Annotated in this window: 17 protein-coding genes and 1 tRNA gene; 15 read left to right on the forward strand and 3 right to left on the reverse strand. The window is 69.9% G+C overall.

Features of this window, described 5'->3' with window-relative positions:
* Positions 1-52: 52 nt before the first annotated feature.
* The gene (locus tag GVV77_RS01635; protein WP_159615748.1) at positions 53-649 is read right to left on the reverse strand and encodes a hypothetical protein; all 597 of its coding nucleotides are present in this window, start codon (positions 647-649) and stop codon (positions 53-55) included.
* 121 nt (positions 650-770) lie between these two features.
* On the opposite strand from GVV77_RS01635, the gene GVV77_RS01640 reads away from it, so the two are divergent.
* Positions 771-908, forward strand: coding sequence for a hypothetical protein (locus tag GVV77_RS01640; protein WP_159615750.1), 138 nt, complete (start codon positions 771-773; stop codon positions 906-908).
* Positions 909-1140: 232 nt separating this feature from the next.
* On the opposite strand, the gene GVV77_RS01645 is transcribed toward GVV77_RS01640, so the two are convergent.
* The gene (locus GVV77_RS01645; protein WP_120167315.1) at positions 1141-1737 is read right to left on the reverse strand and encodes a TetR/AcrR family transcriptional regulator; all 597 of its coding nucleotides are present in this window, start codon (positions 1735-1737) and stop codon (positions 1141-1143) included.
* A 144-nt stretch (positions 1738-1881) separates the two neighbouring features.
* On the opposite strand from GVV77_RS01645, the gene GVV77_RS01650 reads away from it, so the two are divergent.
* From GVV77_RS01650 to GVV77_RS01715, 14 genes are all read left to right on the forward strand, one after another.
* Positions 1882-1953: transfer RNA gene (locus GVV77_RS01650), tRNA-Gln, on the forward strand.
* Between the two features lie 75 nt (positions 1954-2028).
* Positions 2029-3597, forward strand: a complete 1569-nt coding sequence (gene glmU / locus GVV77_RS01655; protein ID WP_159615752.1) for a bifunctional UDP-N-acetylglucosamine diphosphorylase/glucosamine-1-phosphate N-acetyltransferase GlmU — start codon at positions 2029-2031, stop codon at positions 3595-3597.
* On the forward strand, positions 3594-4574 hold the full coding sequence (locus GVV77_RS01660; RefSeq protein WP_120166887.1) for a ribose-phosphate diphosphokinase: 981 nt from the start codon (positions 3594-3596) through the stop codon (positions 4572-4574). The genes glmU and GVV77_RS01660 overlap by 4 nt, the downstream gene beginning before the upstream one ends.
* Before the next feature lie 326 nt (positions 4575-4900).
* A complete protein-coding gene (locus GVV77_RS01665) occupies positions 4901-7540 on the forward strand; it encodes a LuxR family transcriptional regulator (protein ID WP_159615753.1) in 2640 nt (879 codons plus the stop codon).
* Positions 7537-10197, forward strand: coding sequence for a helix-turn-helix transcriptional regulator (locus GVV77_RS01670; RefSeq protein WP_159615755.1), 2661 nt, complete (start codon positions 7537-7539; stop codon positions 10195-10197). The genes GVV77_RS01665 and GVV77_RS01670 overlap by 4 nt, the downstream gene beginning before the upstream one ends.
* A gap of 435 nt (positions 10198-10632) precedes the next feature.
* Positions 10633-11526: a glycosyltransferase gene (locus tag GVV77_RS01675; RefSeq protein ID WP_159615757.1), complete on the forward strand. Its 894-nt coding sequence runs from the start codon at positions 10633-10635 to the stop codon at positions 11524-11526.
* A gap of 257 nt (positions 11527-11783) precedes the next feature.
* Positions 11784-12401 (forward strand): 50S ribosomal protein L25/general stress protein Ctc, encoded by a 618-nt coding sequence (locus tag GVV77_RS01680; protein ID WP_159615759.1) that lies wholly within the window; start codon positions 11784-11786, stop codon positions 12399-12401.
* 12 nt (positions 12402-12413) lie between these two features.
* Positions 12414-13001: an aminoacyl-tRNA hydrolase gene (gene pth / locus GVV77_RS01685; RefSeq protein ID WP_120166877.1), complete on the forward strand. Its 588-nt coding sequence runs from the start codon at positions 12414-12416 to the stop codon at positions 12999-13001.
* A 239-nt stretch (positions 13002-13240) separates the two neighbouring features.
* On the forward strand, positions 13241-15865 hold the full coding sequence (locus tag GVV77_RS01690; protein WP_159615761.1) for a LuxR family transcriptional regulator: 2625 nt from the start codon (positions 13241-13243) through the stop codon (positions 15863-15865).
* 17 nt (positions 15866-15882) lie between these two features.
* On the forward strand, positions 15883-18552 hold the full coding sequence (locus GVV77_RS01695; RefSeq protein ID WP_159615763.1) for a helix-turn-helix transcriptional regulator: 2670 nt from the start codon (positions 15883-15885) through the stop codon (positions 18550-18552).
* 519 nt (positions 18553-19071) lie between these two features.
* Entirely contained in the window at positions 19072-20574 is a 1503-nt protein-coding gene (locus tag GVV77_RS01700; RefSeq protein WP_159615765.1) for a sugar transferase, read from the forward strand.
* Between the two features lie 95 nt (positions 20575-20669).
* A complete protein-coding gene (locus tag GVV77_RS01705; RefSeq protein WP_159615767.1) occupies positions 20670-21494 on the forward strand; it encodes a 3'(2'),5'-bisphosphate nucleotidase CysQ in 825 nt (274 codons plus the stop codon).
* Positions 21491-22441 carry a sulfate adenylyltransferase subunit CysD gene (cysD, locus tag GVV77_RS01710; RefSeq protein WP_159615769.1) on the forward strand — a complete coding sequence of 317 codons (951 nt, stop codon included), beginning with the start codon at positions 21491-21493 and terminating at the stop codon, positions 22439-22441. Before GVV77_RS01705 ends, cysD begins: the two co-directional genes overlap by 4 nt.
* Positions 22441-23691 carry a sulfate adenylyltransferase subunit 1 gene (locus GVV77_RS01715; protein WP_159615771.1) on the forward strand — a complete coding sequence of 417 codons (1251 nt, stop codon included), beginning with the start codon at positions 22441-22443 and terminating at the stop codon, positions 23689-23691. The genes cysD and GVV77_RS01715 overlap by 1 nt, the downstream gene beginning before the upstream one ends.
* Before the next feature lie 12 nt (positions 23692-23703).
* On the opposite strand, the gene cysC is transcribed toward GVV77_RS01715, so the two are convergent.
* A complete protein-coding gene (gene cysC, locus GVV77_RS18085; RefSeq protein ID WP_201293150.1) occupies positions 23704-25116 on the reverse strand; it encodes an adenylyl-sulfate kinase in 1413 nt (470 codons plus the stop codon).
* Between the last annotated feature and the right edge of the window lie 22 nt (positions 25117-25138).

The raw sequence follows: 25138 nt of genomic DNA on the forward strand, positions 1-25138 counted from the left end.
CCCCTGCGTCCCGGCCCGCGGAGCAGGGCCCGCGGGCCGTAACTGACCGGTTTCAGCCGTGACGGAACCACGCGTTGGCGCGGGGGAGCAGGCTTGCGGCCAGCGCCGCAGCGCCGAGCAGAGCCTGCGCCACCAGGAGCAGAATGAAGTAGGTCTCCGTGCCCGGAGGGGCAAGTATCGAGCCGCCTGCGGCCAGCACCGCGAGGTGCACGGGCAGGAGCGCCAGCAGTACCCACCGCGGCCAGCCGCGCCGGTGCAGCAGGACGGCGAGCAGGAGCGCCTCGATGCCGATGAGCACGAGGAACACGCCCAGCCCGCCCCACCACGCCACCGAGGCAACAGTGTCAAGGGTCATCGGATCACGTTCGGTCCCGATTCCGGCCGCCGCCTCGCGCAGCCGGTCCAGCTGGGACCGGCGGTTGAGGAACGCAAGAAGGGCCGCCACGATCCCGGCGGCGAAGCTCGCGAGCCAGAGGGACCGGGCGGCCCCTACCGGGCCCGGCGCCGGCACCGTGGCAACTATCGGCGCGGGAGTGCTCCGGGCGAGTCCCGGCCGCGGCGGAGCGGGGTGGAGCGCCGGCTCCCGCCGCCGATCGTCCGGGGTCCCCGGCCTGCGCCCGGGACCTTCCTCGGCAGGTTCGTTGGACATGGGGGTAACTTAGCACCGGTCCCCGGCGGCCGCAGGAGATGCCTTCTCCGAGTACCTCCCGGAGTGGAACGAGTAGTTACTACTGTGGTTGGTGGGAGAAGCCGGTCCTACCGTAGGAGCCATGAGCAGCAACAGTGGAAACGCAGTCCATGGCCGGCGCAGGAAGCAGGACACGCGGCCGGCAACCGGCCGCCGGGTGGGCCTCGGTACGGGCCTTGCCGTCATCGTGGTCATCGTCCTGCTGATCATCCTCTTCTGACACCCGGCCCCGCGTGCCGGCGGGCAGGGCCGCCACCGGCCTGTGCCGGTCGGTTCCGGGGCCGCCGGTTCGATCAGGTGTCCCGGTTCGATCAGGAGTCCCGGTTCGATCAGGAGTCCCGGTTCGATCATGCGCCCCGGTTCGATCATGCGCCCCGGCCAGGTCGGGTGCCCGGTTCGATCAGGAGTGCCCATCAGATTCCACGTCCCGCGGAGGTACCCGGGCGGGAACCTCAGGCGCTGCGCAGCTGCGGATCGATCGACAGCCCGCTGAGCCCGTTCCACGCGAGGTTTACAAGGTGCGCCGCCACGGTCCGCTTGTCCGGCTGGCGCGCGTCGAGCCACCACTGGCCGGTCATCGCCACCATCCCGACAAGCATCTGGGCATAGATGGCACCGTCCTGGGGCAGATATCCGCGCTTCTCAAACTCGGCCGCCATGATGTGCTCGACCCGTGCGGCGATCCGGGACAGCAGGGTCGAAAAGGCGCCCTCGGGCTGGGACGGGGCGGCGTCGCGCATGAGAATGCGGAAACCGTCGGTGCTGTTCTCGATGTAGTCGAGGAGCGCAAGTGCGGCGCGCTCAAGCAGCTCCCGCGACCCGGCATCGCCGGCGAGTGCGGTGGTAACGCTGCGCAGCAGGATGTGGAACTCGACGTCGACCACCTGGGTGTAAAGGCCTTCCTTGCTGCCGAAGTGCTCATAGATCACCGGTTTGGACACCCCTGCCGCCGCGGCGATCTCCTCGATCGTGGTCCCGTCGAGGCCCCGAAGTGCGAACAGCGCCCGGCCGACGTCGATGAGCTGGGCGCGCCGCTGGGCGCCCGTCATGCGGGGTCGGACGGCCCCGTCGCCGGGTGCTGAAGGCTGGCTCACCCCTCCATCCTACGGACCGGGCCGGGTCGCCGATGGATTCCGTTCGTGGCAGACTTGATAACCGTGTGCACGTGCTGCCGTACGGCAGGGCGCGCATGGTCCGCCCTGGTGTAATGGCAGCACCCCAGCCTTTGGAGCTGCGGAGTATAGGTTCGAATCCTATGGGCGGAACGGTGGAAACGGCCCGGTACTATGACCGGGTGGCCACCCGCCGGTCACACCCCCAACAGGTAGGAGCGCTTCTTCGTGAGCCATCAGGACGCCGCTGCTGCGACGGCACCATTGGAATCCTCCCCACCGGCCGCAGTGATCGTCCTCGCTGCCGGAGCAGGCACCCGGATGAAGTCGAGGACCCCGAAGGTCCTGCACCCGCTGGGCGGTCTCTCCCTCGTGGGCCATGCCCTCGCCGCGGCCCGTGCACTCGGACCGGAGGCGCTGGCCGTGGTGGTCCGCCACGAACGCGACCTCGTCGCCGGCCACATCGCCGCCCTGGACCCCGACGCGCTGCTCGTGGACCAGGACGAGATCCCGGGCACCGGCAGGGCCGTCCAGGTCGCCCTCGAGGCGCTCGACGCCCGCCAGGGAGCCCCCCTCGAGGGCACAGTCGTCGTCACCTACGGTGACGTGCCGCTGCTCACCCCCGCAACGCTGAAAAACCTCCTGGCCGAGCACCGGACAGGAGCGAACGCGGTGACCGTCCTGACGGCGGTCCTCGACAACGCTGACGGCTACGGCAGGATCCTGCGCGGAGCCGACGGCACGGTCACGGCCATTGTCGAGCACAAGGACGCCACCGACGTCGAGCGCGCGATCCGCGAGATCAACTCCGGAATCTACGCCTTCGACGCCGGGCTCCTCCGCACCGCCCTGGGGCAGGTCGGTGCCGACAACGCCCAGGGCGAGATGTACCTGACCGATGTCCTCGGCCTCTGCCGTGCCGCGGGGGGCCGGGTCGCCGCGGTCGTCTCGGAGGACCGCTGGCAGGTCGAGGGGGTCAATGACCGCGTGCAGCTGGCGAGCCTGGGCGCCGAGCTGAACCGGCGGATCGTCACCGCGTGGATGCGGGCCGGAGTGAGCATCATCGACCCGGCAACGACCTGGATCGACGCCACGGCCGTGCTCAGCGAGGACACCACCATCCTGCCGGGCACCCAGCTCCACGGGTCAACCCGGCTCGAACGCGGTGCGGTGGTGGGTCCCGACACCACCCTCACCGACGTTCTCGTCGGTGAGGACGCCTCGGTGGTGCGCACCCATGGAAGCGGCGCCCGGATCGGTGCCGGCGCCTCCGTCGGCCCCTTCACCTACCTGCGCCCCGGCACGGTGCTCGGTGAGGAAGGCAAGATCGGGGCCTTCTACGAGACCAAGAATGTCACCATCGGGCGCGGCTCGAAGCTGTCCCACCTGGGCTACGCCGGCGACGCCGAGATCGGCGACTACACGAACATCGGCTGCGGAAACATCACGGCCAATTACGACGGCGTGAACAAGCACCGCACCGTCATCGGCTCCCATGTGCGCACGAGCTCGAACACCGTCTTCGTCGCGCCCGTCACCGTCGGTGACGGCGCCTACACGGGAGCCGGGGCGGTGATCCGCAAGGACGTCCCCGCCGGTGCCCTGGCCCTGAGCATCGCCCCGCAGCGCAACGCCGAAGGGTGGGTCGGCGCGAAGCGGCCGGGCACCGCCTCCGCACGTGCCGCCTCGGCATCGGCCGGTGTCCCTGCTTCCGACGCCGCGGCCACCGGCCCTTCCTCCACCAGCACCACCCCCGGCACAGTGGCGACACCAACAGAAGAGAGCAGCCAGGCATGAGCGAAATCACGGCACACGGCGAGAAGAAGCTGGTCCTGGCCTCCGGGCGCGCCCACCCCGAACTCGCGGAGGAGATCGCCGCGGAGCTTGGCACCGAACTCCTGCCCGTCTCCGCCTACGACTTCGCCAACGGGGAGATCTATGTCCGGTCGGGGGAGAGCGTGCGCGGCACCGACGTCTTCGTGATCCAGGCGCATCCGGCCCCGCTGAACAACTGGCTGATGGAGCAGCTGATCATGGTCGATTCGCTGAAGCGGGCCTCCGCCAAGCGGATCACCGTTGTATCCCCGTTCTATCCCTATGCCCGCCAGGACAAGAAGGGCCGGGGCCGCGAGCCCATCTCGGCGCGCCTGGTTGCCGACCTCTACAAGACGGCCGGAGCCAACCGGCTGATGTCGGTCGACCTTCACACCTCACAGATCCAGGGGTTCTTCGACGGTCCGGTGGACCACCTGATGGCGATTCCGCTGCTTGCCGAATACATCCGCTCCCGCGTCGATGCAGACAATGTCACGGTGGTCTCGCCGGACACCGGGCGGGTGCGGGTGGCCGAGCAGTGGGCCGAACGGCTCGGCGGAGCACCGCTGGCGTTCGTCCACAAGAGCCGGGACCTCACGGTGCCCAACCAGGCCGTGTCCAAGCAGGTCGTCGGCCAGATCGAGGGACGCACCTGCGTGCTCATCGACGACATGATCGACACCGGAGGAACGATCTCCGGAGCCGTGCAGGTGCTGAAGAATGCCGGCGCCAAGGATGTTATCATCGCCGCCACGCACGCTGTCTTCTCCGAACCGGCATCGCGCCGGCTCGCCGAGTCGGGCGCGCGGGAAGTGGTTGTCACCAACACCCTGCCGATTCCCGCCGAGAAACGCTTCCCGCAGCTGACGGTGCTTTCCATTGCGCCGCTGATCGCCCGTGCGATCCGGGAGGTGTTCGACGACGGATCCGTTACGAGCCTCTTCGACGGGATCGCCTGAGTCTGCTGCGGGACGGTAGGATTCCCTCAACCTAGGTGGGGCGGACCGGCTCCACCCCAGTAGGGTAAAGGGCCCGGAGGCCCCGATGCTAGGTAGTGAGCGACGGCCAACTGAGTAGGCGTGCACGCATCTGCCGCACCAAAACAGGTAGCTTCGCGGAGAAATCCGTAGTGACCACTCGTGTCCGCGGGCCCACTCGTTTCTAGGCTGTGTATCAGGAGAACTCACAGCCCGGGGAAGAAGTTGGTCTCAATGCGGTCTCACAGAGTGATTTATTCGCGTCATGACACGCCGGTCCGCGCGCCGATCAGCCAGGGCGGCCCGAAATGACCCCGCTGCTGCCCGGCAGCTTCTTCATCGGGCGCACCGAACTGCTCGCCGGGATCAACACGGCCCTCCGCCGGCAGGGATCCTCGGGAGCCGTCCTCGTCGGCGGGACGGGGGTCGGCAAGACGGCGCTCCTGCAGCAGGTCCTCCAGTCGGGGTCCGGGGTCCATATCGTCAACGTGCGGGGATCGGCCGCCTCCCGGCGCATCCCCTACCGAGCCCTGAGCTTCCTGCTCTCCGAGGTGGAACGGGAGGTGCTCGGCAATCCGGTGATGGTCCTCCAGGCGCTGAGCGCGGCGCTGCGGCGTCATGCCCGTGGCGAGTCGGTCATCATCGCGGTCGACAATGCCGAGCAGCTCGACGCCGCCTCCTCCGGGGTCATCAGCCAGCTCGTCCAGAACGGCGACGCGCGCGTCCTGCTGGCCGTCAAGGATTTCGCCCTCGCCGACGCCGCCTTCATGGCCATGTGGTGCGACGGTTCGCTCCAGCGTTTCGACGTTCCGCCGCTGACCTTCGACGAATCGACCCGCTTCGTCGAGGCCGAACTGGGGGCGCCGGCATCCCAGGAATGCCTGCAGGCGCTGTGGGAGTTCAGCGCCGGCAACCCGAGGGTCCTCCGCACGGCGCTGCGGGGGATGGCCCGGCGCAACCTCCTCGCCCGGAGCAACGCCTCCTGGGTGCTGCTGCCCGGCCGGCTGGTCCTGGGCGAGGAACTCGCGGAAGCCGGATCGGCCCTGCCCGAGCTGAGCCGCGAACAGCGCAGGATCGTACGCCTGACCGCCCTGGCCGGCCACCTGCCCTGGCCGATGGCGCTCCAGCGGTTCAGCCCGGAAGACCTCGACACCGTGCAGGAGGCGCGCGTGATCAGCGTCGACCACGGGCCGGCGCCGGCCGCACGCTGCACCGCACCCGCCCTGGCCGACGCCGTCGCCGAAAGTGTTCCCGCGGAGGAGGCCGGGGCGCTCTACGCCGATTTCGCCTCCCTGCCGGGCTTCGAGGCGGTCCTCGAGGCCGAACCGACCCGGCATGCCCTGTGGCTGCTCCACGCCGGAATCCCGCTGCCTCCGGAGGTCGCCCTGGCCGGCGCCCGCTCGGCCAACCGCGCCGGCGACTTCGCGGCGGCCGCGGAGATTGCGGCAAGCGGAAAAGGCCGCTCCGCACCCGCCGCCCTGGTGCTCGAGTCGGTCATCGCCGACCTCGGGCAGGGGGATTTCGAACAGGCCGCCTCGACCGCGGCAGCCCTGGCGGGCCGCCCGGAGAGCCCCGCCGGTGCCGACCTCTTCCGGCTGCGCCTGCTGCAGGCGCGCATCCTCCGTCACCTCGGCCAGCCCGGCAGCGCGGCCCTCCTCGACCGGGCCGACGACGAACTCACCGGGGAGCAGCCCCTGCCGGAGGCCGCGGAACTGCGCAAGGAGGCGCTGCTGGCCCGCGCCGAGCAGGCCTCCTGGGACGGCAGGTTCCTGCGCAACGCGGCGGAGCTTCCGGCGGTCCTCGCCTCCGACGACGGACTCGACGCCGAGTTCCGGGCGCGCGTCGAGGGCTGGCTGTGCGAAGCCTGGGCGATGACCGCCCGGCAGCTCGAGGCAATGGAACTGGCCGCCGACCTCGCCCGCCGCCTCGGAGGACCGGGCATCAGCAGGACCACCCGGACCTTCGCCGTCCAGCAGATCGGGGAGGTGTACCGGCTCGCCGGCTCGGGCGCCGAGGGCGAACGGATGCTGGCCGCCGCCGGACTGCCGAGGGGAGGCCCGGAGGCCGGGCGCGGATCATGGGGCGCCGTCGCCGAAGGTGTTGCCGAGGCACTCCAGGGCAGGGTCGGTCCCGCCCTGGAACTGCTCGCTCCCGCGCTCAACCAGCTGCGCGTCCGCGACCCGCAGGGCCTCCTGCCCCTGGCCGCGGCCGGCATCACCTACTGCCACGCCCAGGAGCGCAACCTCGAACAGGCAATCGCCCACCTTCCGGTGACGGAGGCCGGCCCCGCAAGCCCGTGGAAGGTCCGGCGCGCGTCCCGGCACATTCAGCTCCTGGTGTCCTCGCTCCTTGAGGTGAAGGCCGAGGCAGCCCGCGGCCTTCACGCCCTCGGGGAGGTTGACCGCCGGGCCGGCACCGGCGCGTGGGCGCTCCTGTCCCTGTCCAGGGCCGTGCGCCTCGGCGACAGGACGGCGCTCGATCCGCTGACCGCGGTGTCCGCGTCGCTCCAGGGGGCGTTCGCCCGGACCTGCGAGCTCTACGCCAAGGGGCTGGGCAACGGAGATGCCGAACTGCTGGTGCAGGCCGCCGAACTCGCCTCCGCGCAGGGGGACCGCCGCTTCGCCTCCGACGCCGCCCAGGCCGCCCTCCGCAGCGCCGCCGGAACGCGGGAGAAGAACACCCTCCGCCAGCTGCAGCGCCGGGTCCGGGAGATCCTTCCCGAGGCCGCAGCCTGGAGCTCGGCCGGGTCGGGCCTCGAACGACTCACCGCCAGGGAACGCGAGGTGACCCGGCTTGCGGCGGCGGGGGCGAGCAACAAGGCGATCGCCGCACAGATGTTCGTCTCGGTGCGCACGGTCGAGGGCCACCTCTACCAGGTGTACTCGAAACTGAACGTCTCGACCCGGAGCGAGCTTGGAGAGCTCATCCCCACCGAAACCCGCTCATGAGGACCACCGCTTCGCTGGTGGACGGGGACCTCGTCGGCCGGAACCCCCTGCTCGAAGCCCTCGAGCACGCAGTGACCCGCTCGGACCTGCACGGGGCGTTCGTCTTCGGTGAAGCGGGGATGGGCAAGACGGCGCTCGCCCGGCACCTCGTGGAGCGGACCCTGCACTCGGCGGCCTCCTTCCTGATCCACCCGGGTCCGGCCCTGAGCAACGCACCCTACGCGGCGCTGGCCCCGTTCCTGGGACGGGCAACAGCCCGCGACATCGAGTCCTCGCTCTCCGTGCTGCGGATCCTGATCTCGTTCTTCCGCGAGGAGTCGAAGGGCCGCCCGGTGCTGCTTGTCGTCGACGACGCCCACGAGGTCGACGACGACAGCAGCCACGTGCTCTCCCAGCTCGTCTCCTCCCGCACCGTGCGCCTTGTCGCGTTCTCGCGGCCGCAGGAACCGGTCTCCGAGGAACTCGTGTCCCTCTGCAGGGAAGGACTGCTCGCCCGTTTCGAGGTGGGGCCCCTCGACGCGGCCGAGGTGGCGGAGGTGTGCACGAAAGTGCTCGGCGGCGAACTCGTGCGCGGCACCGGGGAGCGCCTCTGGGAGGAATCGGGCGGAAATCCGCTGTTCCTGCGGACCCTGCTCGACCAGTCCCTCGCCGATGGGGCGCTCACCGAAACCGCGGGGGTATGGCAGCTGTCAGGGGAGGAGCTGAGGGTGCCCGCCTCCCTCGCCGACCTCGTGCGGGGCATCTGCCTGCGGCTGCCGCCGCAGGAACGGAAGGCCTTCGAAGCGCTCGCCCTCGCAGAACCTGTGCCCTTCTCGGCACTCTCCGGCATCACCGATGCCACAGCCGTGCCAAACCTCCTCGAGGCCGGGCTCATCATGAGCATGCCCGGCCATCCGGCCTTCGCGGTTCCCACCCACCGGCTCTACGGAAGGATCGTGCGCGGACTCGTCCCGGCAGGACGGAGCGCCGTGCTCAGGGCCGAACTGGCCGCCGGTTCCACCCCGATCCCCACGGTAGGTCCTGGCAGGATCCGGCACCTCAACTGGGCCCTGGACTGCGGGGAAACGGTTTCGGACGCCGAGCTCATCGAGAGAGCCCGTCTCGCCCACCGCTACTTCGACCTGTCCTCCTCGGTCCGGTTCGCCTCGGCGGTGGCAGGTCCGGAACACGCCACCGCGGCTCGGGTGGAGCGGGCGCGGGTCGAACTGGCCCGCATGCACCTTCCCGAAGCCGAAGACCTGCTGCGCGGAACCCTGGAGGCCGCCGGGCAGGTCGAGGTGCTTGCCGCCGCAGCGGTTCTCACCGTGCGCCTGCGGCTGTTCCAGGGCAGGCCGCTGAAGGACATCCATACCCTGGCCGACCGGTGGAGCGCCGTGCTTCAGTCGAAGCACGATTTTCCGGCGGACCCCCCGGAGGTCGACCTGCTGCGCTGCTTTGTCTACAACCTCGAGGGCCGCTACGCCGACGCCGAGACGCGGCTCCGGGCGATCGGACAGGATGAGGCCGCCGGTGAACTCAACTTCGCCCTCGCCCAGTCCCTGCTCGGTGAGGCCCTCGGGGCGACGGGCCGGGCAACCGAGGCCAAGGCGCTGACGGCCTCCGCACTGGCCCTGGTGCGCACCGATCCCGGCCTGTTCAACGATTTCCACGCCTTCACCCTCACCCGCCACCTCCTGGTGCTGATCCACTCCGGGGAGTTCGCCGAAGCCGAGGCGGCCCTCCAGGACTATGCCCGCCGGCCGGCCCGCGACTACGCCTTCACCGGCGGGGCGCTCGCCGCCCTTGATGCTCTGCTCGAGGTGCGCCGGGGCAGGTTCCGGCTGGGGATGGAAAAGCTGGGCCCTGCGCTCGAAGCGCTCCGCCGGTCCGACAAGGAACTACTGCTCCCGTACACCCTCGCCGTCGCCGCCCTCGCCTGCAGCGCGCTGGGCCGGACGGGCCATGCCGAGGCGCTGACGGCCGAATTCGCCACACAGGCCCACCGGGGCAGCCGCCCTCTCGCGCTGCTGGGACAGGCTTTCACCCACGCGGCCCTGCTGCCCTCCTCCAACCGGGAGCACCACCTCGACCGGCTGAAGGGGCTGGCCGCCGCGGCGGCCGGAAACGGCCTCTCCGCCGTCGAAAAGGACATCCTCGAAATCCTCGTGGCGCTGGGCGACGAAAAGTCGGCCGTCCGGCTCGAGGTGCTCACCGGCACGATGGACGGCCGTGAGGCGGCGGTGCTCAACGCATACGCCGCCGCTGTGGTCTCCGGGGAGCCGGAGCGGCTGGCCGCGGCGGGGGACAAGGCGGAACTCTCCCAGAAGCACCTGGTGGCGGCCGACGCCGCCTACCGCGCCATGCGCCTGCTGTCGGGCGCGGGGGACCGCCGGACCCAGCGCGAACTGCTCCAGGTGGCCCGGCGCCGGCGCCAGCGCCTCGAGGGCAGCTCACTCGCGCTCCTGGGCGACGCCGAGGAGCCGACGAAGCTGACCGCCCGTGAGCGGGAGATCGCCTCCCTCGCCCTGGACGGCGCATCGAACCGTGCGATCGCCGCCGCGCTGACGGTCTCTCCCCGGACCGTCGAGGGTCACCTCTACCGCATCTACGCGAAGCTCGGAATCACCCGGCGCGAGGAGCTGACGGCGGAGTATGAATCGATCGTCCGGCCGGAGTAGGGCCTGCCGAGTAGGAGCCTCGGCGATGAGGTAGTGCCCTGCCCGGGAACAGGTAGCAGAACGGGGGAATTCGGGCGCGATTACTTGTGTTGCCGTCCTCCCGGGGGACATAGAGTTTTGACAAGTCGGAACCCAGAGAAGGAGCCGGCTTCACCGAACCGGGTCGGCGGTGTCGAAGTCTTCTTGAGACCAGGACTTCATCCCCAGCCGCCGCCGACCCTTAACCTCGGCAGGAGTACCTGCAGGTGGCCGGGCCGGAACCTTGACGTTCCGGCCCGGCTTTCTTTGCGGGCTGACGCCCCGGGAGCGGCGTGACCCGAACCGGCAGTGCCGCAATACGGTGTCGAATGGCACAATGGGCTGAAAATGCCGGGCACGAGGCTGGGAGCGCCAATCGAATTCGACATGTTGCCGCGGGGTGCCAAAGTGCTGTGGGTGTCCTCTGCCGGCGGGCACCTCTCGGAACTCCTGAGAATCGACGGCACCGTTCAGGCGTCGGACGATTCGCTGTGGGTAACCTTCGAAACCCAGCAGACGGTCTCGATGCTGAGTGCGCGGCGGAGCCAGTTCGTCGACTACGTCGCGCCCCGTGATGGGCCGGCCACCCTCAGGGCGGCGCGCCGGATCCTGTCGATCCTGCGCCGTGAGTCCTTCGACGCCTGCATCAGCACCGGGGCGGCCGTGGCGGTGTCGGGGCTTCCCCTGGCGGCACTGTTCGGAATTCCCACCTACTACGTCGAAAGCCTCGCCCGGGTCTCCGCTCCATCCTTCACCGGCAGAATCCTCGAGCGTGCGCCGCGGGTACGGACCTATGCCCAGTACGAGGGCTGGTCCCGCCGCTGGCCCTACGCCGGCACCATCTGGGATTCCTTCTCCTGCTCCTCCGGGACGGAGCCTGCCCGGGTGCGGAAAATCCTCGTCACCCTCGGGACGATCCGGCCGTACTCGTTCGACCGGGCGGTCGATGCGGTGCTGTCGATCCTCCAGCCCGGGGATGAGCTGACCTGGCAGCTTGGTTCCACCCGGCGTTCCGGCCTTCCGGGGACCGTGCATCAGGAGATGGGTTTCGGCGACCTGGGCCGGTGCGCCGCAGCGGCCGACGTCGTCGTCACCCACGCCGGGGTGGGAACGATCCTCCAGTTGATGAGCCTGGGCAAGATGCCCGTCCTTGCGGTGCGGGACCCGGCCCACCGGGAGCACGTCGACGGCCATCAGAACGAAATCGCGTCGGCCGCAGTGGCGCGCGGGGTGGTGGGGGTGCTGGACCTGGCGCGGCCCGACCGCGGTGTCCTTGAGGCCGCGGCGTCCCGGCGGATTCTCAGCACCTGAGGCAGTCCAGGCCTCCGCCCGGGGAGGGTCAGGGGAGCTCCGGGGGTGCTGTAGGATAGTCTGCGATGCCTAGGCGAGGGAGCGGCCCGAGAAATCGGGCGGACTCCGTGATCGACGGTGGCTAGCGACTTTCAGCGGCTGGTGCTTCCACCAGCAGTGAGCGGTTTCTAGACGCGCTCCTCAACGCCCCGGCAACGTCCACAGGCTGGCCCCGCCTCCGGCGCACCAGCTATCCAGCGTTCCATGAGGAGAACCCCATGTCAGAGCAGAAGCTCCCAGCAGAAGTACGCAGCGAATTCGGCAAGGGCGCGGCCCGCCAGGCCCGCCGCGCCAACAAGATCCCCGCAGTGATCTACGGGCACGGCGGGGATCCGCTCCACGTCCTGCTCCCCGCGAAGGCCACTACCCTCGCCGTGCGCACCCCCAACGCCCTGCTGACCCTCGAGGTCGACGGCACCGAGCACCTGGCCCTCGCAAAGGACATCCAGCGCAACCCGCTGAAGCAGATCATCGAGCACATCGACCTGCTGACGGTCCGCCGCGGTGAGAAGGTCGAAGTCGACGTCACTATCCACATCGAGGGCGAGCCGGCCGCCGAGGTCGTCGTCAACCTCGAAAGCAACACCGTGCTCGTCGAGGCCGAGGCCACCCACCTGCCCGAAAGCCTCACCGTCAACATCGAGGGCCGCCAGGTCGGCGAGCACATCCACGCCTCCGACATCCAGCTGCCTTCCGGCGTCCGCCTGCTCGTCGACCCCGAGACGCTCATCGTCAACCTCGCTGCGCCGACGGTCCAGGACCTCGGCGAGAGCGAAACCCCCTCTGCCGACACCGAGGCTTCCGCCGAAGGCGCAACGTCCTCAGACGACAGCTAGCCCTTCCCGGCTGTGCCAACTGACGCATGGCTCGTAGCCGGGCTCGGAAACCCCGGGCCCGGCTACAGCGGCAACCGCCACAATGTGGGTTCGATGGTCCTTGACCTCCTGGCAGCACGCCTCAACGGGCGGTTCCGGTCAACCCGGACGCAGGCAGTGGCCCTCGAGGGACGGCTTGGACCCGGCGGCCCGCGCGTGGTCCTGATGAAACCGCTGACCTATATGAACCTCTCCGGCGGACCCGTCTCCGCGCTGGCAAAATTCTACGGAATCCCCGCCGAGCGGGTGCTCGCGGTGCACGACGAGATCGACATTCCCTTTAACACGGTCCGGCTCAAGGCCGGCGGAGGCGAGGGCGGGCACAACGGCCTCCGGGACATCAGCAGGGCCCTGGGCACGAAGGACTACCTCCGGGTCCGGGTCGGCGTCGGGCGCCCTCCCGGCCGGCAGGACACCGCAGACTTCGTCCTCAAAGACTTCGGCACCGCGGAAAAGAAGGAACTGCCCTTCCTCCTTGAGGATGCAGCAGACGCCGTCGAGGCCGTGATCCGCACCGGACTCGTTGCCGCGCAGCAGAAATTCCACGCTCCTGCCGGATGAGCACCGTTCCCGCCGCCGCCGGCCCCGGGCCCCGCGGGACGGGGCCCGGCGGCGCGGGGGCGAACACTACAGCATTAAACCTTGGTCGCCGCTTCAGTGGCTTTCCTCACACGGCGAGGTAGTGTGAGGCTCCAAGACAATCGTTGCGGGGCGGACTCAATGGTGACTTGTGGTACCAGTCCCGGTTTCGAACCGGGGCTGCCGGTTGGGGCCGGGGAAAGCGCGATGGGGCGCTGCACATGATGGGGCTGGACAGCAGTTGGCCCCTCGTGGGGCGTTCCGAGGAGATCGACTATGCCCGGAATGCCCTCGTGCAGGGCCCGGGTGGCGGAGTGGTCCTCGTCGGACAGGCCGGGGTGGGGAAGACACTCATTGCCCGCCGGGTCAGCAGTGAGCTTGCCCGGGACTTCGAGGTGCTCTACCTGCGCGGCTCGACGGCCATAGCGGACACCCCCTACGGAGTGCTCAGCATGGTCCTTGCCCAGCTTGACGAGGAAACCTCGGCCAACCCGCTCATGCTCCTGAGCTCACTCCAGAGCCGCTTCCATCCCGGCACCGAGGGCGCCCGCACCCTGATGGTCCTCGACAATATCGAGGACTTCGACGACTTTTCGGCGATGGTCATCGCCCACCTCGTCCGCGCGGGATCGGTCCGGGTCCTGGGTATCTGCGGGGACATGCAGCGTGCACCGCTCGAGCTTTTCAACCTGTGGAAGGACGACGTCGTGCGCCGGCTCGACGTCCAGCCACTCGACCTCGAGGAGACAACCGAACTGCTCACCACCGCGCTCGGCAGCCCCGTCTCCCGCTCGGTGGCCCTCGGGCTGTGGCAGGCAAGCGGCGGTAACCCCCGGTACCTTCAGGCGATCACCCTCGCCGACGTGGAATCGGGGCACCTCGCCCTGAGCGACGGGGTCTGGGTCTCCGGCGGCGGCGGCGGAGCCCGTGCGGGCAAGCCGATGGCCGAGTGCGTCACCGGCCAGCTCGAGCGGATCTCCCCGGACCAGCGTCCGCTGCTTGAAACCGTCGCCGTCGTCGGCGTGGTTCCCCTGGACCTGCTGCTCAAGGTGTTCCCGCCGGAGCCGGTCAATGCCCTGCAGGAGCAGGGCATCCTCTGGGCGGAACAGGGTGGTCCTCCCCTGGTGCGCGTGTCCGACGAGGGGCTGGCCGAGTCGCTGCGCTCCCAGTTCGTGTCCGTACCGGGACGCGCCGCGCTCGCAGCGCTCAACGGCATGCGCACCGACAGCTCCATGCCCGGGCCGAGCCGTGCGTCCCTGATCCGGTGGAGCCTCGACAACGGGATCCAGGTCGACGCCCCGGCGCTGGTCGAGGCGGCGCGGGAGGCCAACCTGCGGTCCGAGCCGTCGGCGGCACTGAGCTTCCTCGCAGCGGTGCCAGACGCCGAGCGCGGCCCGGCGACCGTCCTTGCGACGGCGCGCGCGCTGGCCCTGGAGCGCCGGGTCGATGCCGCCCTGGCGACCATCGACCCCCTGCTCGGCGACGACGCTCCACCGGTCGGATTGCGGCTGGAGGTGGAGCTGATGCTCACGAAGGCGGAGCTGACGATGCGAAGCCACCAGCGGCACACCGAGACGGCTCCGCTGCTCGACGCGGCCGGTGCGAGGCTGTCCTCCGCCCCTGCAGAAGAGGTGCAGGACCTCCTGGAACAGCTTGAGGACTTCGCCGCGGAGCGTGAACTGTTCGAGGGCCGCTCGGCCGGGCTCACCGAGTCCCTCCCCGGACGGATCGAGGCGCGGTCGGCGCACGGTCGGCCCACCTCTCGACTCCAGGGACTGCTCGCCTCGGCACTGGCCATGGCCGGCCGCCAGGAGGCCGCCGTGGAAACCGCCCGTTCCCTTGTCACCCGGCTCGTCGGGGCGGAGCGGGACCCGCTCGAGATCGAGCGGGCCGGAACGCACCTCTTCACCGCGCTGCTGGCTGCCGGGTATTGGAACGAGGCACTGGCGATGGCGGAGGCCCCCGAACGCGACGCCGATGCAAGCATCTACGACGGTTCGGCCTCGGAGTTCACCGAAGGTCTGCTCCACGCCTTCGCCGGCCGCAGCCAGGACGCGCTGGACCGGCTCGTTCCGGCCATCAGCCAGCTGCGGGCCAGCGACAGGCACGGACTGCTGCCCCTCGCGGAGGCCGCCGGTGCCTACGTCCTCGCGCTCCGGGGGGACCTGCCCGCGGCCCGGGAGCACGTGGACGCTGTCGACCTGGAGTCGGAACGCCGTTCCTGGCATTACCGGGACAGCGCCGAGTACTTCCGGATCCTCGCCGGGGCCGCGCTGGACGGGCCCGGCGCGGCGCAGGAGTTGCTGCGGTCCCGGGCGGAGGCAAACGCGGCCGCCGGCAACAAGGGTCAGGAACTCCTTTTCCTCTCCCAGGCGGTGCAGCTTGGCTCCGATGAGCTCGTGGAGCGGCTGTGTGCCGCTGCGGCCACCTGCGAGGGGCCCCTCGCCCGGGTCCTGGAGCTGCTGGGCAAGGGGATCGCCGCACGGAATTCCGAGGTCCTTCTCGACGCTGCCAGCGCCGCCCTCTATTCGGGGCATGATGGGCTCGCGGCCCACGCGGCGGAGCGCGCCATCGAGTTCCTCGAGGACGGCGACGCGATGATCGGCATCTACGCGGACCAGATCCTCCGCCGGGCCGCCGCACCGGGCCGGAGGCCGGCGCGCAGCAGGACGATCCTCAGCGAGAGGGAAAGGAAGATCGCACGGTTCGTGGCCCGCGGTGCGTCCAATAAGGTCATCGCCGAGGCCGAACACGTCTCGGTGCGGACCGTCGAAGGCCACGTTCACCAGATCCTGACGAAGCTCGGTCTCTCAAGCCGCAAGCAGCTTGCCCTGATTTTCAAGTAGACGGACAGCCGATATTCATGATGAGAATCCAGGAGGGCGTCCCCCTCGTCGGACGGTCGAAAATCATCGACGGGATTCTCACCGCGCTCCACGACCCGGCAGGCTTCGGCGCGATGGTGGTGGGTGAACCCGGTGTCGGCAAGACCGCGCTCGCCCGCGCGGTGGTGCAGCAGCTCGGAGGGGCGGCCGAGGTTTTCCCGATCACCGGCGGCTCGTCCCTGCGCCGTATCCCCTTCGGCGCCCTCTCCCCGTACCTCCAGGGCCTGTCGGTCGAAGAGGTGGGTTCACCCGTGGCCATCCTGCGCAGCCTGATGAAACACCTCCCCGCGCCCAGGGGCCGGTCCCCGCACCTCCCACTCTTCGTCGTCGACGATGCGCACGAGCTCGACGAGAGCACCTGCGCCCTGCTGGCGCAGCTGGTCAGCGCCCGCCGGGCCCGGCTGCTCATCCTGTCGAGGGCTGCACCCCACCCGCCCGCGGAATTCCTCGCCCTGAGCCGCGACGGCCTCCTGATGCGGTTCGATCTCGAACCGCTTGACGATTCGGCGGTGGACGAGCTGTGCCGGCAGGTCCTCGGCGGCAATGTGTTGACAGGCACAAGCAACCTGCTCGCGGGCGCCACGGGCGGAAACCCCCTGTTCCTGCTCACGCTGCTGACGCAGGGCCGCGGGCAGGGATACCTCGTCGAACGCAACGGCGTCTGGCGTATGGTCGGCCAGCCCTCGGTCGACCTGCGTCTCGTGGACCTGATCCAAAGCCAGCTGCGCCAACGCAGTGCTCCCGATCTGGCGGCCCTTGAAGTGGTCGCCCTGGCCGAGCCCATCGCCCTGAAGGCGCTTTCGCGCTGCGCCGATCCCGACAGCGTCCGGAACCTCCAGGACGACCAGCTGATCACTGTGGGCCCGGCACCCGAGCGCCTCGTCTCCCTCAGCCACCCGCTCTACAGCGAAGTCCTCCGTACCTCCGTCCCGACCGCCCGCAGCATGGCCATCCGCCGCGCCGTCCTCGAGGTCCTCGATCCCCGGACCGAATCGCTCGAAGGATTCCTGCGCAGTGTGGCCTGGGGCCTCGACTGCGGCGTGCCCCCTGACGACCCGAGCCTGCTCCGGGCCGCCGTTGTCGCCAACCGGCTCAATGACCCCGGCTTCGCCCTGAGGGCGGCACGGGCCGTCTCGGCGCCCGGGCTCCGCGGCAGGGCACTTGTCGAAATCGCCCGCGCCCAGATCGCCCGCGGCAACCTCGGCTATGCCAGGGAGCTCGTCGACGAAGCCCGTCTCCGGTGCACCAACCTGCTCGTCGCGAAGGAAGCAACCCTCCTTTCCTTCGATATCCGGCTCCGTCTGGGAGAGTCATCCGAGGACCTGCGCAGGGACATCGACCAGTGGGATTTCCTGATCCAGGCGATCGAGTCGACGGGCAGGAGCCGGGCGCTCACGGCCGCCGCCGGAACCTCCCACCTCGGAGCGCGGCTGCTCCGCTGCTACGTCCTGCTGCTCGAGGGGAAGCTCCACGGCCTCGAGAGGCCACTGCGGGAGGCAGTGGCGAGCGCGCATGGAAGTGCCGAAACCCGGACCGGAGCCCTGGCACTGCTCGGCGAACTGCTCGCCTCTACGGGACGGCCGGTGTCGGGCGCGGCCTGCACCGCCGAGGCCCTGGCCCTGATCGACGCCGAGGATCACCAGCTGCTGACCTATCGGGAGTTCGTTGCCTCCCGGCACATCCTGTCCCTCGTGCATGCGGGGGAGTGGAGCTCCGCCCGCGCGGTCTTCGAGAACTACGCACGGCACTCCTCACGGAACCCCTCCTATTTCGCCGGGTGGTCCGATCTCTTCGAGGGCATCGCCGCGCTGAGGAGCGGGCGAACCGGCGCGGCCCGCGACCGGCTCCTGCTCGCCGTGGAGGGGCTCCGCGAATCGGACGTCACCCAGGTGCTCACCATGGCCACCGGGCTCGCCGCCTTCGCCTGCGCCGCGGCGTCGGACACCGCGCGGGCCAGGGCGCTCATCGACGAATACACGACGGTTCCCAACCGGGGGAGCAGACAGATGCGGCTCACCGGACGGATCTACGCCCTCGTTGCCGGCGCGCTGCTCGGCGAGCCCCACGGGGTGGCGGCCGAGCTGAGGCAGATCGCGGACAGCGCCGCGGCCGACGGCATGCTCGAAGTGGCCGCGACAGCGCTGGAACAGGCAGCGCGGCTCGGAGATTCAGGGGCTTTCGCGCCCCTTGCCGCCCTGACCGGGCACTTTGAGGGCCGGGAGGGAGCAGTCCTGAACGCCTTCGCTGCGGCGGCGCGGGACTCGGATCCCGTGCGGCTGGCCGAGGCAGCCACAACGGCCGAGGACGCGGGATACCTCCCCCTGGCCGGAGCCTGCCTCCGGCTCGCGGCGGAGCTGTGGACCTCGCGGGGCGCCGGTCAGAAAGCCCGAAGCGCGCAGACCCGTCTGACGGCGGTGCTCTCCCGCACGGACCAGCCCGCGGTCGGGACGGCCGGCTCCGCCCCCGGCGCCCGCCTGACCCGGCGGGAGCAGGACATCGTCTCCCTCGTCGCCGAAGGCTACTCGAACCGGGACATCGCCGAGCGCCAGAACGTTTCGGTGCGCACCGTCGAGGGGCACCTCTACCGGATCTTCGCGAAACTCGGAATCAGCCGGCGCGAGGAACTCCAGCACAGTCAGGACCGGTGAGGGCTTCCTCCCGCCCGTCTCCGACCCCCGGAATCCCTGCACCCCGGCCGTAGGTGAGTGGAGCACGGCACCCTGTGGGTACTCGGGGCAACGAGCCCACGTAGTTCACCACCGCCACCGAGTACCGCGGTGCCCCGCGCCCGTCGAAGTAGCGTAACCCCTACTCGTGCAGCGGCAGCGGCCTGTTCCTAGGCTCAATCCAAGAAGAACAGCAAGCTTGGGGTGAACTTCAGAGGAACAGGGTCTCATGATGGGCGGACGTGGTTGCTGCGGCTTTCACCGCACATCGAAGGCTGTTTTACCAGGAGTTCATCCTTTCCGGCCGATGCTTGGAAGCGGCGCTGCGGCGCCCCAGTCGGTCATCTGCACCACCGGATCCGGGCCCGCCCCGGCGTCGGTGGGGCACCCTTCAGCGGAGCCGGCGGTGTCAGAACCTCCCGAGACCGAGGTTCGTCCCCAGTCGCCGTCGGCTCCCCACTTTGCCGCCCCTCGGGCGGCCGGCCGTCGGGGGGCGGCGGCATGACGGGGGCGAACCCCGCCCTGTCGCCGGGGAGGATCAGCGCGCTTCCCGCGCGGACCGCGGTGGGCAGCACGCGCCGGGTCCTTTCGGGAATCGCCTGGCGGCGCCGGTACCAGCAGTCGCTGCGGGTCACCGATACGCTCCTGATCCTCCTGGTCGTCCTGGTCTGTGGACGTCTCTTCACCGGGACTGCGCTTGAGGATGAAGGCCTGAAGATCACCTTCGGGCTGCTCCTCGGCTGTGCCGGGGGCTGGCTGAGCGCGATGTACCTCTTCCGCACCAGGGATCCACGTCTGATCGGCGTCGGTGCCGCCGAGTACAAGAAGGTCCTCCACGCCGGCACGGCCACTTTCGGGGCGCTCGCCGTCTCGGTCGTCGTCCTCGATATCGAACACTTCCGGCGGTTCCTGGTGCTCACCTTCGCGGCTGGGGTGGCACTGCTGGTGGCCAGCCGGTGGCTGTGGCGGCTGTGGCTCAACGAGCAGCGGCGCTACGGCCACTTCCTCTCCAAAGTGGTCGTTGTCGGCCGGCGCCACGACGTGGACTACGTCGCCGGGCAGCTGGCGCGCAAGTCGGGGCCCGTGTACGACGTCGTGGGAGCGGTCCTCGAGTGCAAGGGGAACCACTCCACCCTCCGGGTCGGGGACAAGCTCGTGCCGGCCGTGTGCGGGCTCGGCAACGTCGAGGACTTCGTGCTCCACACCGGGGCCGACGCGGTCATTGTCGCCGGGCACCTGCGCAAGGGCACGAGGTACATCCGGGAGCTCGGGTGGCGCCTTGAACGCACCTCGACTGAGCTGGTGCTCGCCTCCTCGCTGACCAACGTCGCCGGCCCGCGGATCCGGATGCGTCCGGTTGAGGGACTTCCCCTGATGCACGTGGAGCTGCCGCAGTTCACCGGCGGCCGCCACGTCATCAAGCGGGCGATGGACATTTCCCTCTCGGCCGCCTCGCTTCTCGCCCTGGCCCCGTTGTTCCTGCTCCTGGCGGTCCTCATCCGGCTTGATTCACCCGGGCCGGTGTTCTTCGCACAGGACCGCGCCGGCCGCGGCTCGGAGCTGTTCCGGATGTACAAATTCCGTTCGATGGTGACCTCCGCCGAATCCGATCTTGAAAACCTGAGGCAGTACAACGAGGGCCACGGCGTCCTGTTCAAGATGAAGGACGACCCGCGGGTCACGGACGTGGGGCGGTGGATCCGGAAGTACTCGCTCGATGAGCTGCCGCAGCTTTACAACGTGCTCAAGGGGGACATGTCCCTGGTCGGCCCGAGGCCTCCGCTTCTCAGTGAGGTGTCGAGCTACCACGGGCACGCCCACCGCCGCCTCTTCATCAAGCCGGGCCTGACCGGGCTGTGGCAGATCAGCGGACGGTCCGACCTCGACTGGGACGAAAGCATCCGCCTTGACCTCTACTACGTCGAGAACTGGTCCGTCACCGGCGATCTGCTCGTGATGTGGCGCACCTTCAAGGTGGTCTTCCGGCCCGTAGGAGCCTATTGATCGCCGGTCCGGCCCGGCACGGGAAAACAGGAGGCAATTCACCGATTGACAGGCGTATTCAGCATTCGAGGGGCGGAGGGACGACGATGGACCAGATGAGTGAACCGACGCCGGCACAGAGCGACTCGGCACAGAGCGACTCGGCACAGAGCGACTCGGCGCTCGCGGCGGATCTCGCAGCGGGGGCCGGCCGCATGCTCGTTGAACTCCGGGTGTCGGAGCGCCGGAAGGGCACGGAGCGAAGACGGCTCGGAACCCTCGGGGACCGGCGCTCCCACGAATACCTGCTGGCCGCGCTGGGGCGCTCCCGCCCTGGGGATGCCGTGCTCTCCGAGGAATCCGTGGACAACCCCTCCCGGCGCGGAGCCCGCCGAGTCTGGATCCTCGATCCGCTGGACGGGACCCGCGAATACTCCGAGGGGCGGCCCGACTGGGCCGTGCACGTTGCCCTGTGGGAGTCCGGGCCCGGCGGGGGCGGGCTCACCGCCGGTGCGCTCGCCCTGCCGGCCGAAGGCGTGGTGCTTGCCACCGGAGCCCGGCCCGTTCCCCCGCGCCCCGGGCATCCAGTGCGGATCGCAGTGTCCCGGAGCCGCGCGCCGTCCTTCGCCGCGGCGCTCGCCCGCGAGGTCGGGGGCGAGCTCGTTCCCCTGGGCTCCGCAGGCTACAAGGCCGCCGCCGTGATCCGGGGCGAGGCGGACGCGTACGTCCACGCCGGGGGCCAGTACGAGTGGGACTCCGCGGCGCCCGTCGCCGTCGCCACCGGCATCGGCCTGCACGCGAGCCGGATCGACGGGTCGCCCGTGACCTACAACCGCGCCGACCCCTACCTGCCGGACCTCCTCCTGTGCCGGCCGGAGCTCGCCGGGACGCTCCTTACCGCCCTGAGGCAATTGAGCGTCGAAACAGGAGGACTGCCATGAACCCGGCGGCAGGAGAGAAGGATTCAACGGCCCGCACGGCACGCTCTCCGCGGTACGGCCTGAGCCACCTGAAGACGCTCGAGGCGGAGGCGATCTTCATCATCCGGGAGGTGGCCGCCGAACTTGAGCGGCCCGCCCTGATGTTCTCCGGGGGAAAGGACTCGATCGTGATGCTCGAGCTCGCCCGCAGGGCGTTCGCGCCGGCCCGGATCCCATTCCCCGTGCTGCACATCGATACCGGTCACAACTTCGACGAGGTGCTCGAGCACCGGGACCGGGTGGTGAAGCGCCTCGGACTGACGCTCGTCGTCGGATCGGTGCAGGAAGCCATCGACCGGGGGGTGGTTCGGGAGGAACCGAACGGGTCGCGGAACCGGATCCAGACGGCGGTGCTCCTGGAGACCGCCGAGAAACACGGCTTCACGGCACTGCTCGGCGGCGCGCGGCGCGATGAGGAGAAGGCGCGGGCCAAGGAACGCGTCTTTTCCTTCCGGGACGAGTTCGGGCAGTGGGACCCCAAGAGCCAGCGGCCGGAGGTGTGGGGCCTCTACAACACGCGCGTCCACGTCGGGGAGAGCATCCGGGTGTTCCCCATCTCCAACTGGACGGAACTCGATATCTGGAGCTACATCGAGCAGGAAAACATCGAGGTGCCCTCCCTCTACTACTCGCTCCGGCGGCCGGTGTTCAAGCGCAACGGCATGCTCTTCGCCGTCCACCGCTTCTGCCAGCCGCGCCCCTCCGAAGAGGTGTTCGAGGCCGACGTCCGGTACCGCACCATGGGGGACGCCACACTCACTGCCGCCGTCCTCTCGGATGCCGCGACGCCGGCGCAGGTACGCGAGGAGGTCGCCGGCACGCGCCTCACCGAACGGGGAGCGACCCGGGGGGATGACCAGGTCAGCGAAGCGGCCATGGAGGACCGAAAGAAAGAGGGGTACTTCTGATGGATCTCCTGCGCCTTGCCACGGCAGGGTCGGTCGACGATGGAAAGAGCACGCTGATCGGGCGCATGCTCTACGACTCCAAGTCCATCTTCACCGACCAGCTTGAAGCGATCGAGCGGACCAGCCGGGACCGGGGGGACGACTACACCGACCTCGCACTGCTCACCGACGGGCTGAGGGCCGAGCGGGAGCAGGGCATCACCATCGACGTCGCGTACCGGTATTTCTCCACGCCGAAGCGCAAATTCATCGTCGCGGACACCCCCGGGCACATCCAGTACACCCGCAACATGGTCACGGGGGCCTCGACGGCTGACGTCGGCATCGTGCTCGCCGACGCCCGCAAGGGGCTGATTGAGCAGAGCCGGCGGCATGCCTTCCTCGTCTCCCTGCTCCAGGTACCCCACCTCGTGCTGGCCGTGAACAAGATGGACCTGGTCGACTGGTCCGAGGAGGTGTACGAGTCGATCCGCGCCGAGTTCGTCGAGTTCGCCTCAAAGCTGCAGATCAGCGACCTGACAGTCATCCCGATGTCGGCGCTGAAAGGCGACAATGTCGTCGAGCGGTCCGCGAACATGCCCTGGTACCAGGGCGCGCCCCTGCTCCACCATCTCGAGAACGTCCATATCGCCAGCGACCGGAACCTCGTGGACGTCCGGTTCCCCGTGCAGTACGTCATCCGCCCCCACCAGAACCGCAACCAGGACTACCGCGGGTATGCGGGGCAGGTCGCCGGAGGGGTCCTCAAGGCAGGGGATGAGGTGGTTGTCCTGCCCAGCGGACTGGGCACGCGCATCGCGGGGATTGAGACGGCGGATGGCCCCGTCGAGGAGGCCTTCGCGCCCATGTCCGTTGTGCTCCGGCTCGAGGATGACCTCGACGTCTCCCGCGGGGACATGATCTGTAGGCCCAACAACCGTCCCTCCGTGTCCCAGGACATCGATGCGATGGTGTGCTGGATGGGCGACGCCCCTCTGGTCCCGGGCCGGAAACTCGCGATCAAGCACACCACGCGCACCGCCCGCACCCTGGTCAAGGAGCTGCAGTACGAGCTCAATATCAATACGCTGCACCGCAACCTTGAGGCAGTTGATCTGCGGCTCAATGAGATCGGCAGGGTGCGCCTCCGGACGACCGCTCCGCTGATGGCCGACGAGTACCGCAGGAACCGCGCGACCGGCGGTTTCGTCCTCATCGACGAGGCAACGAACGCAACGGTCGGTGCCGGCATGATCGTCGGAGCGGAGTAGGCTCAGCCCGCGTCAGCCGCGTTCCTCCCCTCCACCAAGGCGCCGCATGGCGTCAAGGATCCGGGCGGCACCCTCGGCGACACCCACGTGTGCCAGGTCGACGACGACGTCGGCGTCGCCGGGCTCCTCGTAGGGGGATGAGATGCCCGTGAACTCGGGGATCAGTCCTGCGCGGGCCTTGGCGTAGAGGCCCTTCCGGTCACGCTCCTCGCACACCGCAAGCGGCGTTGACACGTGGACGAGCAGGAAGTCGCCTGAGGCCGAGGCCATTGCCCGGACCTCCCGGCGCGAGGACTCGAACGGGGCGATGGGGGCGCACAGCGCGATGCCGCCCGCCTCGGCAACGCGGGCGGCCACCCACCCGATGCGCCGCACATTCAGTTCCCGGTCCGCACGCGAGAAACCCAGCCCTGAGGAGAGCAGGGTCCGCACGTCGTCACCGTCGAGGAGCTCCGTGCGCCGTCCGTCCGCCCGCTGCAGGCGTTCGGCGGTCTCCCGCGCCAGGGTCGACTTGCCGGAGCCTGAGAGGCCGGTGAAGAGGACGACAAGGCCCCTCGGGCGGGTGGCACCGGCGGGGCTCCCGCGTCCGTCAGTGGGTCCCGTCCCCGCTGCCGCGGGGAACCCTCCCTCCGCCTCGGCGGTGAAGTCGAGGAGCGTGTCGGCACCGAGGCGGGCCAGCAGCGGCGCGGCGTCCCCGGCGGGACCACTGCCGGCGGGACCGCTGCCGGCAGGACCACTGCCGGCGGGACCACTGCCGGCAGGACCACTGCCGGCGGGACCACTGCCGGCGGGACCACTGCCGGCGGGACCACTGCCGGCGGGAACAACGAGGAGCCGGACGCGGCCGCCGGGCACGTGCGCGGCAACCGCCTCCAGCGATTCAATCAGCCGGGCTGTTCCCTCCTGACGGGCGGTGTCGCTGTCCGCGACGGCGAGGAGGATCAGGTTCCCCCCGCGGGCGCCGACAAGTGTCCGGGTCAGCTGCTCCAGCGAAGGGGTTCCAGCGAAGGCAGCCACCACGAGCGGCGCCCGGTCTGCGCCGCGGACCTCCTGCGCCGCAAGGGGCGCTGTCAGCCGCAGCCTGCGGAAGGGGCCGTGCTCGGCCGGCTGGAGCGGCCCGAGCACCCCGGAGACATAGACCTCCTCCTCGCCGGTGCCCCCGGCGGTTCCGTCGACGGCCAGGTGGGCCAGGGGAGTGCCGTCCGGATCGGCCAGCAGCAGCCCGCCCCGGGCGAGCGCTGCCCGCGCCGTCGCGGCAGCAACCCCCAGCGTCGGTTCCACCGGCCAGGATGCCGGTTTCCCGCCGGGAAGACAGTACCCGTCGGCCGGGGCGTACAGCCCGCCGAGCAGGAGCTCAAGCAGGTCAAGGCTGCTCCCGCGCAACTGGAGCACCGGGTGGTGGAGCACCTCCTGCCAGGCGGTCATGGACGCCGTCTCCGGTGGGGAG

The sequence above is a fragment of the Arthrobacter zhaoguopingii genome (assembly GCF_009828605.1).
Lineage (GTDB): Bacteria > Actinomycetota > Actinomycetes > Actinomycetales > Micrococcaceae > Arthrobacter_D > Arthrobacter_D zhaoguopingii.

What these genes read in the sequence shown, in the direction of transcription:
- GVV77_RS01635 (WP_159615748.1), bottom strand. Translation starts at nt 649, where the DNA reads ATGTCCAACGAACCTGCCGAGGAAGGTCCCGGGCGCAGGCCGGGGACC.
- GVV77_RS01640 (WP_159615750.1), top strand. Translation starts at nt 771, where the DNA reads ATGAGCAGCAACAGTGGAAACGCAGTCCATGGCCGGCGCAGGAAGCAG.
- GVV77_RS01645 (WP_120167315.1), bottom strand. Translation starts at nt 1,737, where the DNA reads ATGACGGGCGCCCAGCGGCGCGCCCAGCTCATCGACGTCGGCCGGGCG.
- GVV77_RS01660 (WP_120166887.1), top strand. Translation starts at nt 3,594, where the DNA reads ATGAGCGAAATCACGGCACACGGCGAGAAGAAGCTGGTCCTGGCCTCC.
- GVV77_RS01665 (WP_159615753.1), top strand. Translation starts at nt 4,901, where the DNA reads ATGACCCCGCTGCTGCCCGGCAGCTTCTTCATCGGGCGCACCGAACTG.
- GVV77_RS01670 (WP_159615755.1), top strand. Translation starts at nt 7,537, where the DNA reads ATGAGGACCACCGCTTCGCTGGTGGACGGGGACCTCGTCGGCCGGAAC.
- GVV77_RS01680 (WP_159615759.1), top strand. Translation starts at nt 11,784, where the DNA reads ATGTCAGAGCAGAAGCTCCCAGCAGAAGTACGCAGCGAATTCGGCAAG.
- GVV77_RS01690 (WP_159615761.1), top strand. Translation starts at nt 13,241, where the DNA reads ATGATGGGGCTGGACAGCAGTTGGCCCCTCGTGGGGCGTTCCGAGGAG.
- GVV77_RS01695 (WP_159615763.1), top strand. Translation starts at nt 15,883, where the DNA reads ATGATGAGAATCCAGGAGGGCGTCCCCCTCGTCGGACGGTCGAAAATC.
- GVV77_RS01700 (WP_159615765.1), top strand. Translation starts at nt 19,072, where the DNA reads ATGACGGGGGCGAACCCCGCCCTGTCGCCGGGGAGGATCAGCGCGCTT.
- GVV77_RS01705 (WP_159615767.1), top strand. Translation starts at nt 20,670, where the DNA reads ATGAGTGAACCGACGCCGGCACAGAGCGACTCGGCACAGAGCGACTCG.
- cysD (WP_159615769.1), top strand. Translation starts at nt 21,491, where the DNA reads ATGAACCCGGCGGCAGGAGAGAAGGATTCAACGGCCCGCACGGCACGC.
- GVV77_RS01715 (WP_159615771.1), top strand. Translation starts at nt 22,441, where the DNA reads ATGGATCTCCTGCGCCTTGCCACGGCAGGGTCGGTCGACGATGGAAAG.
- cysC (WP_201293150.1), bottom strand. Translation starts at nt 25,116, where the DNA reads ATGACCGCCTGGCAGGAGGTGCTCCACCACCCGGTGCTCCAGTTGCGC.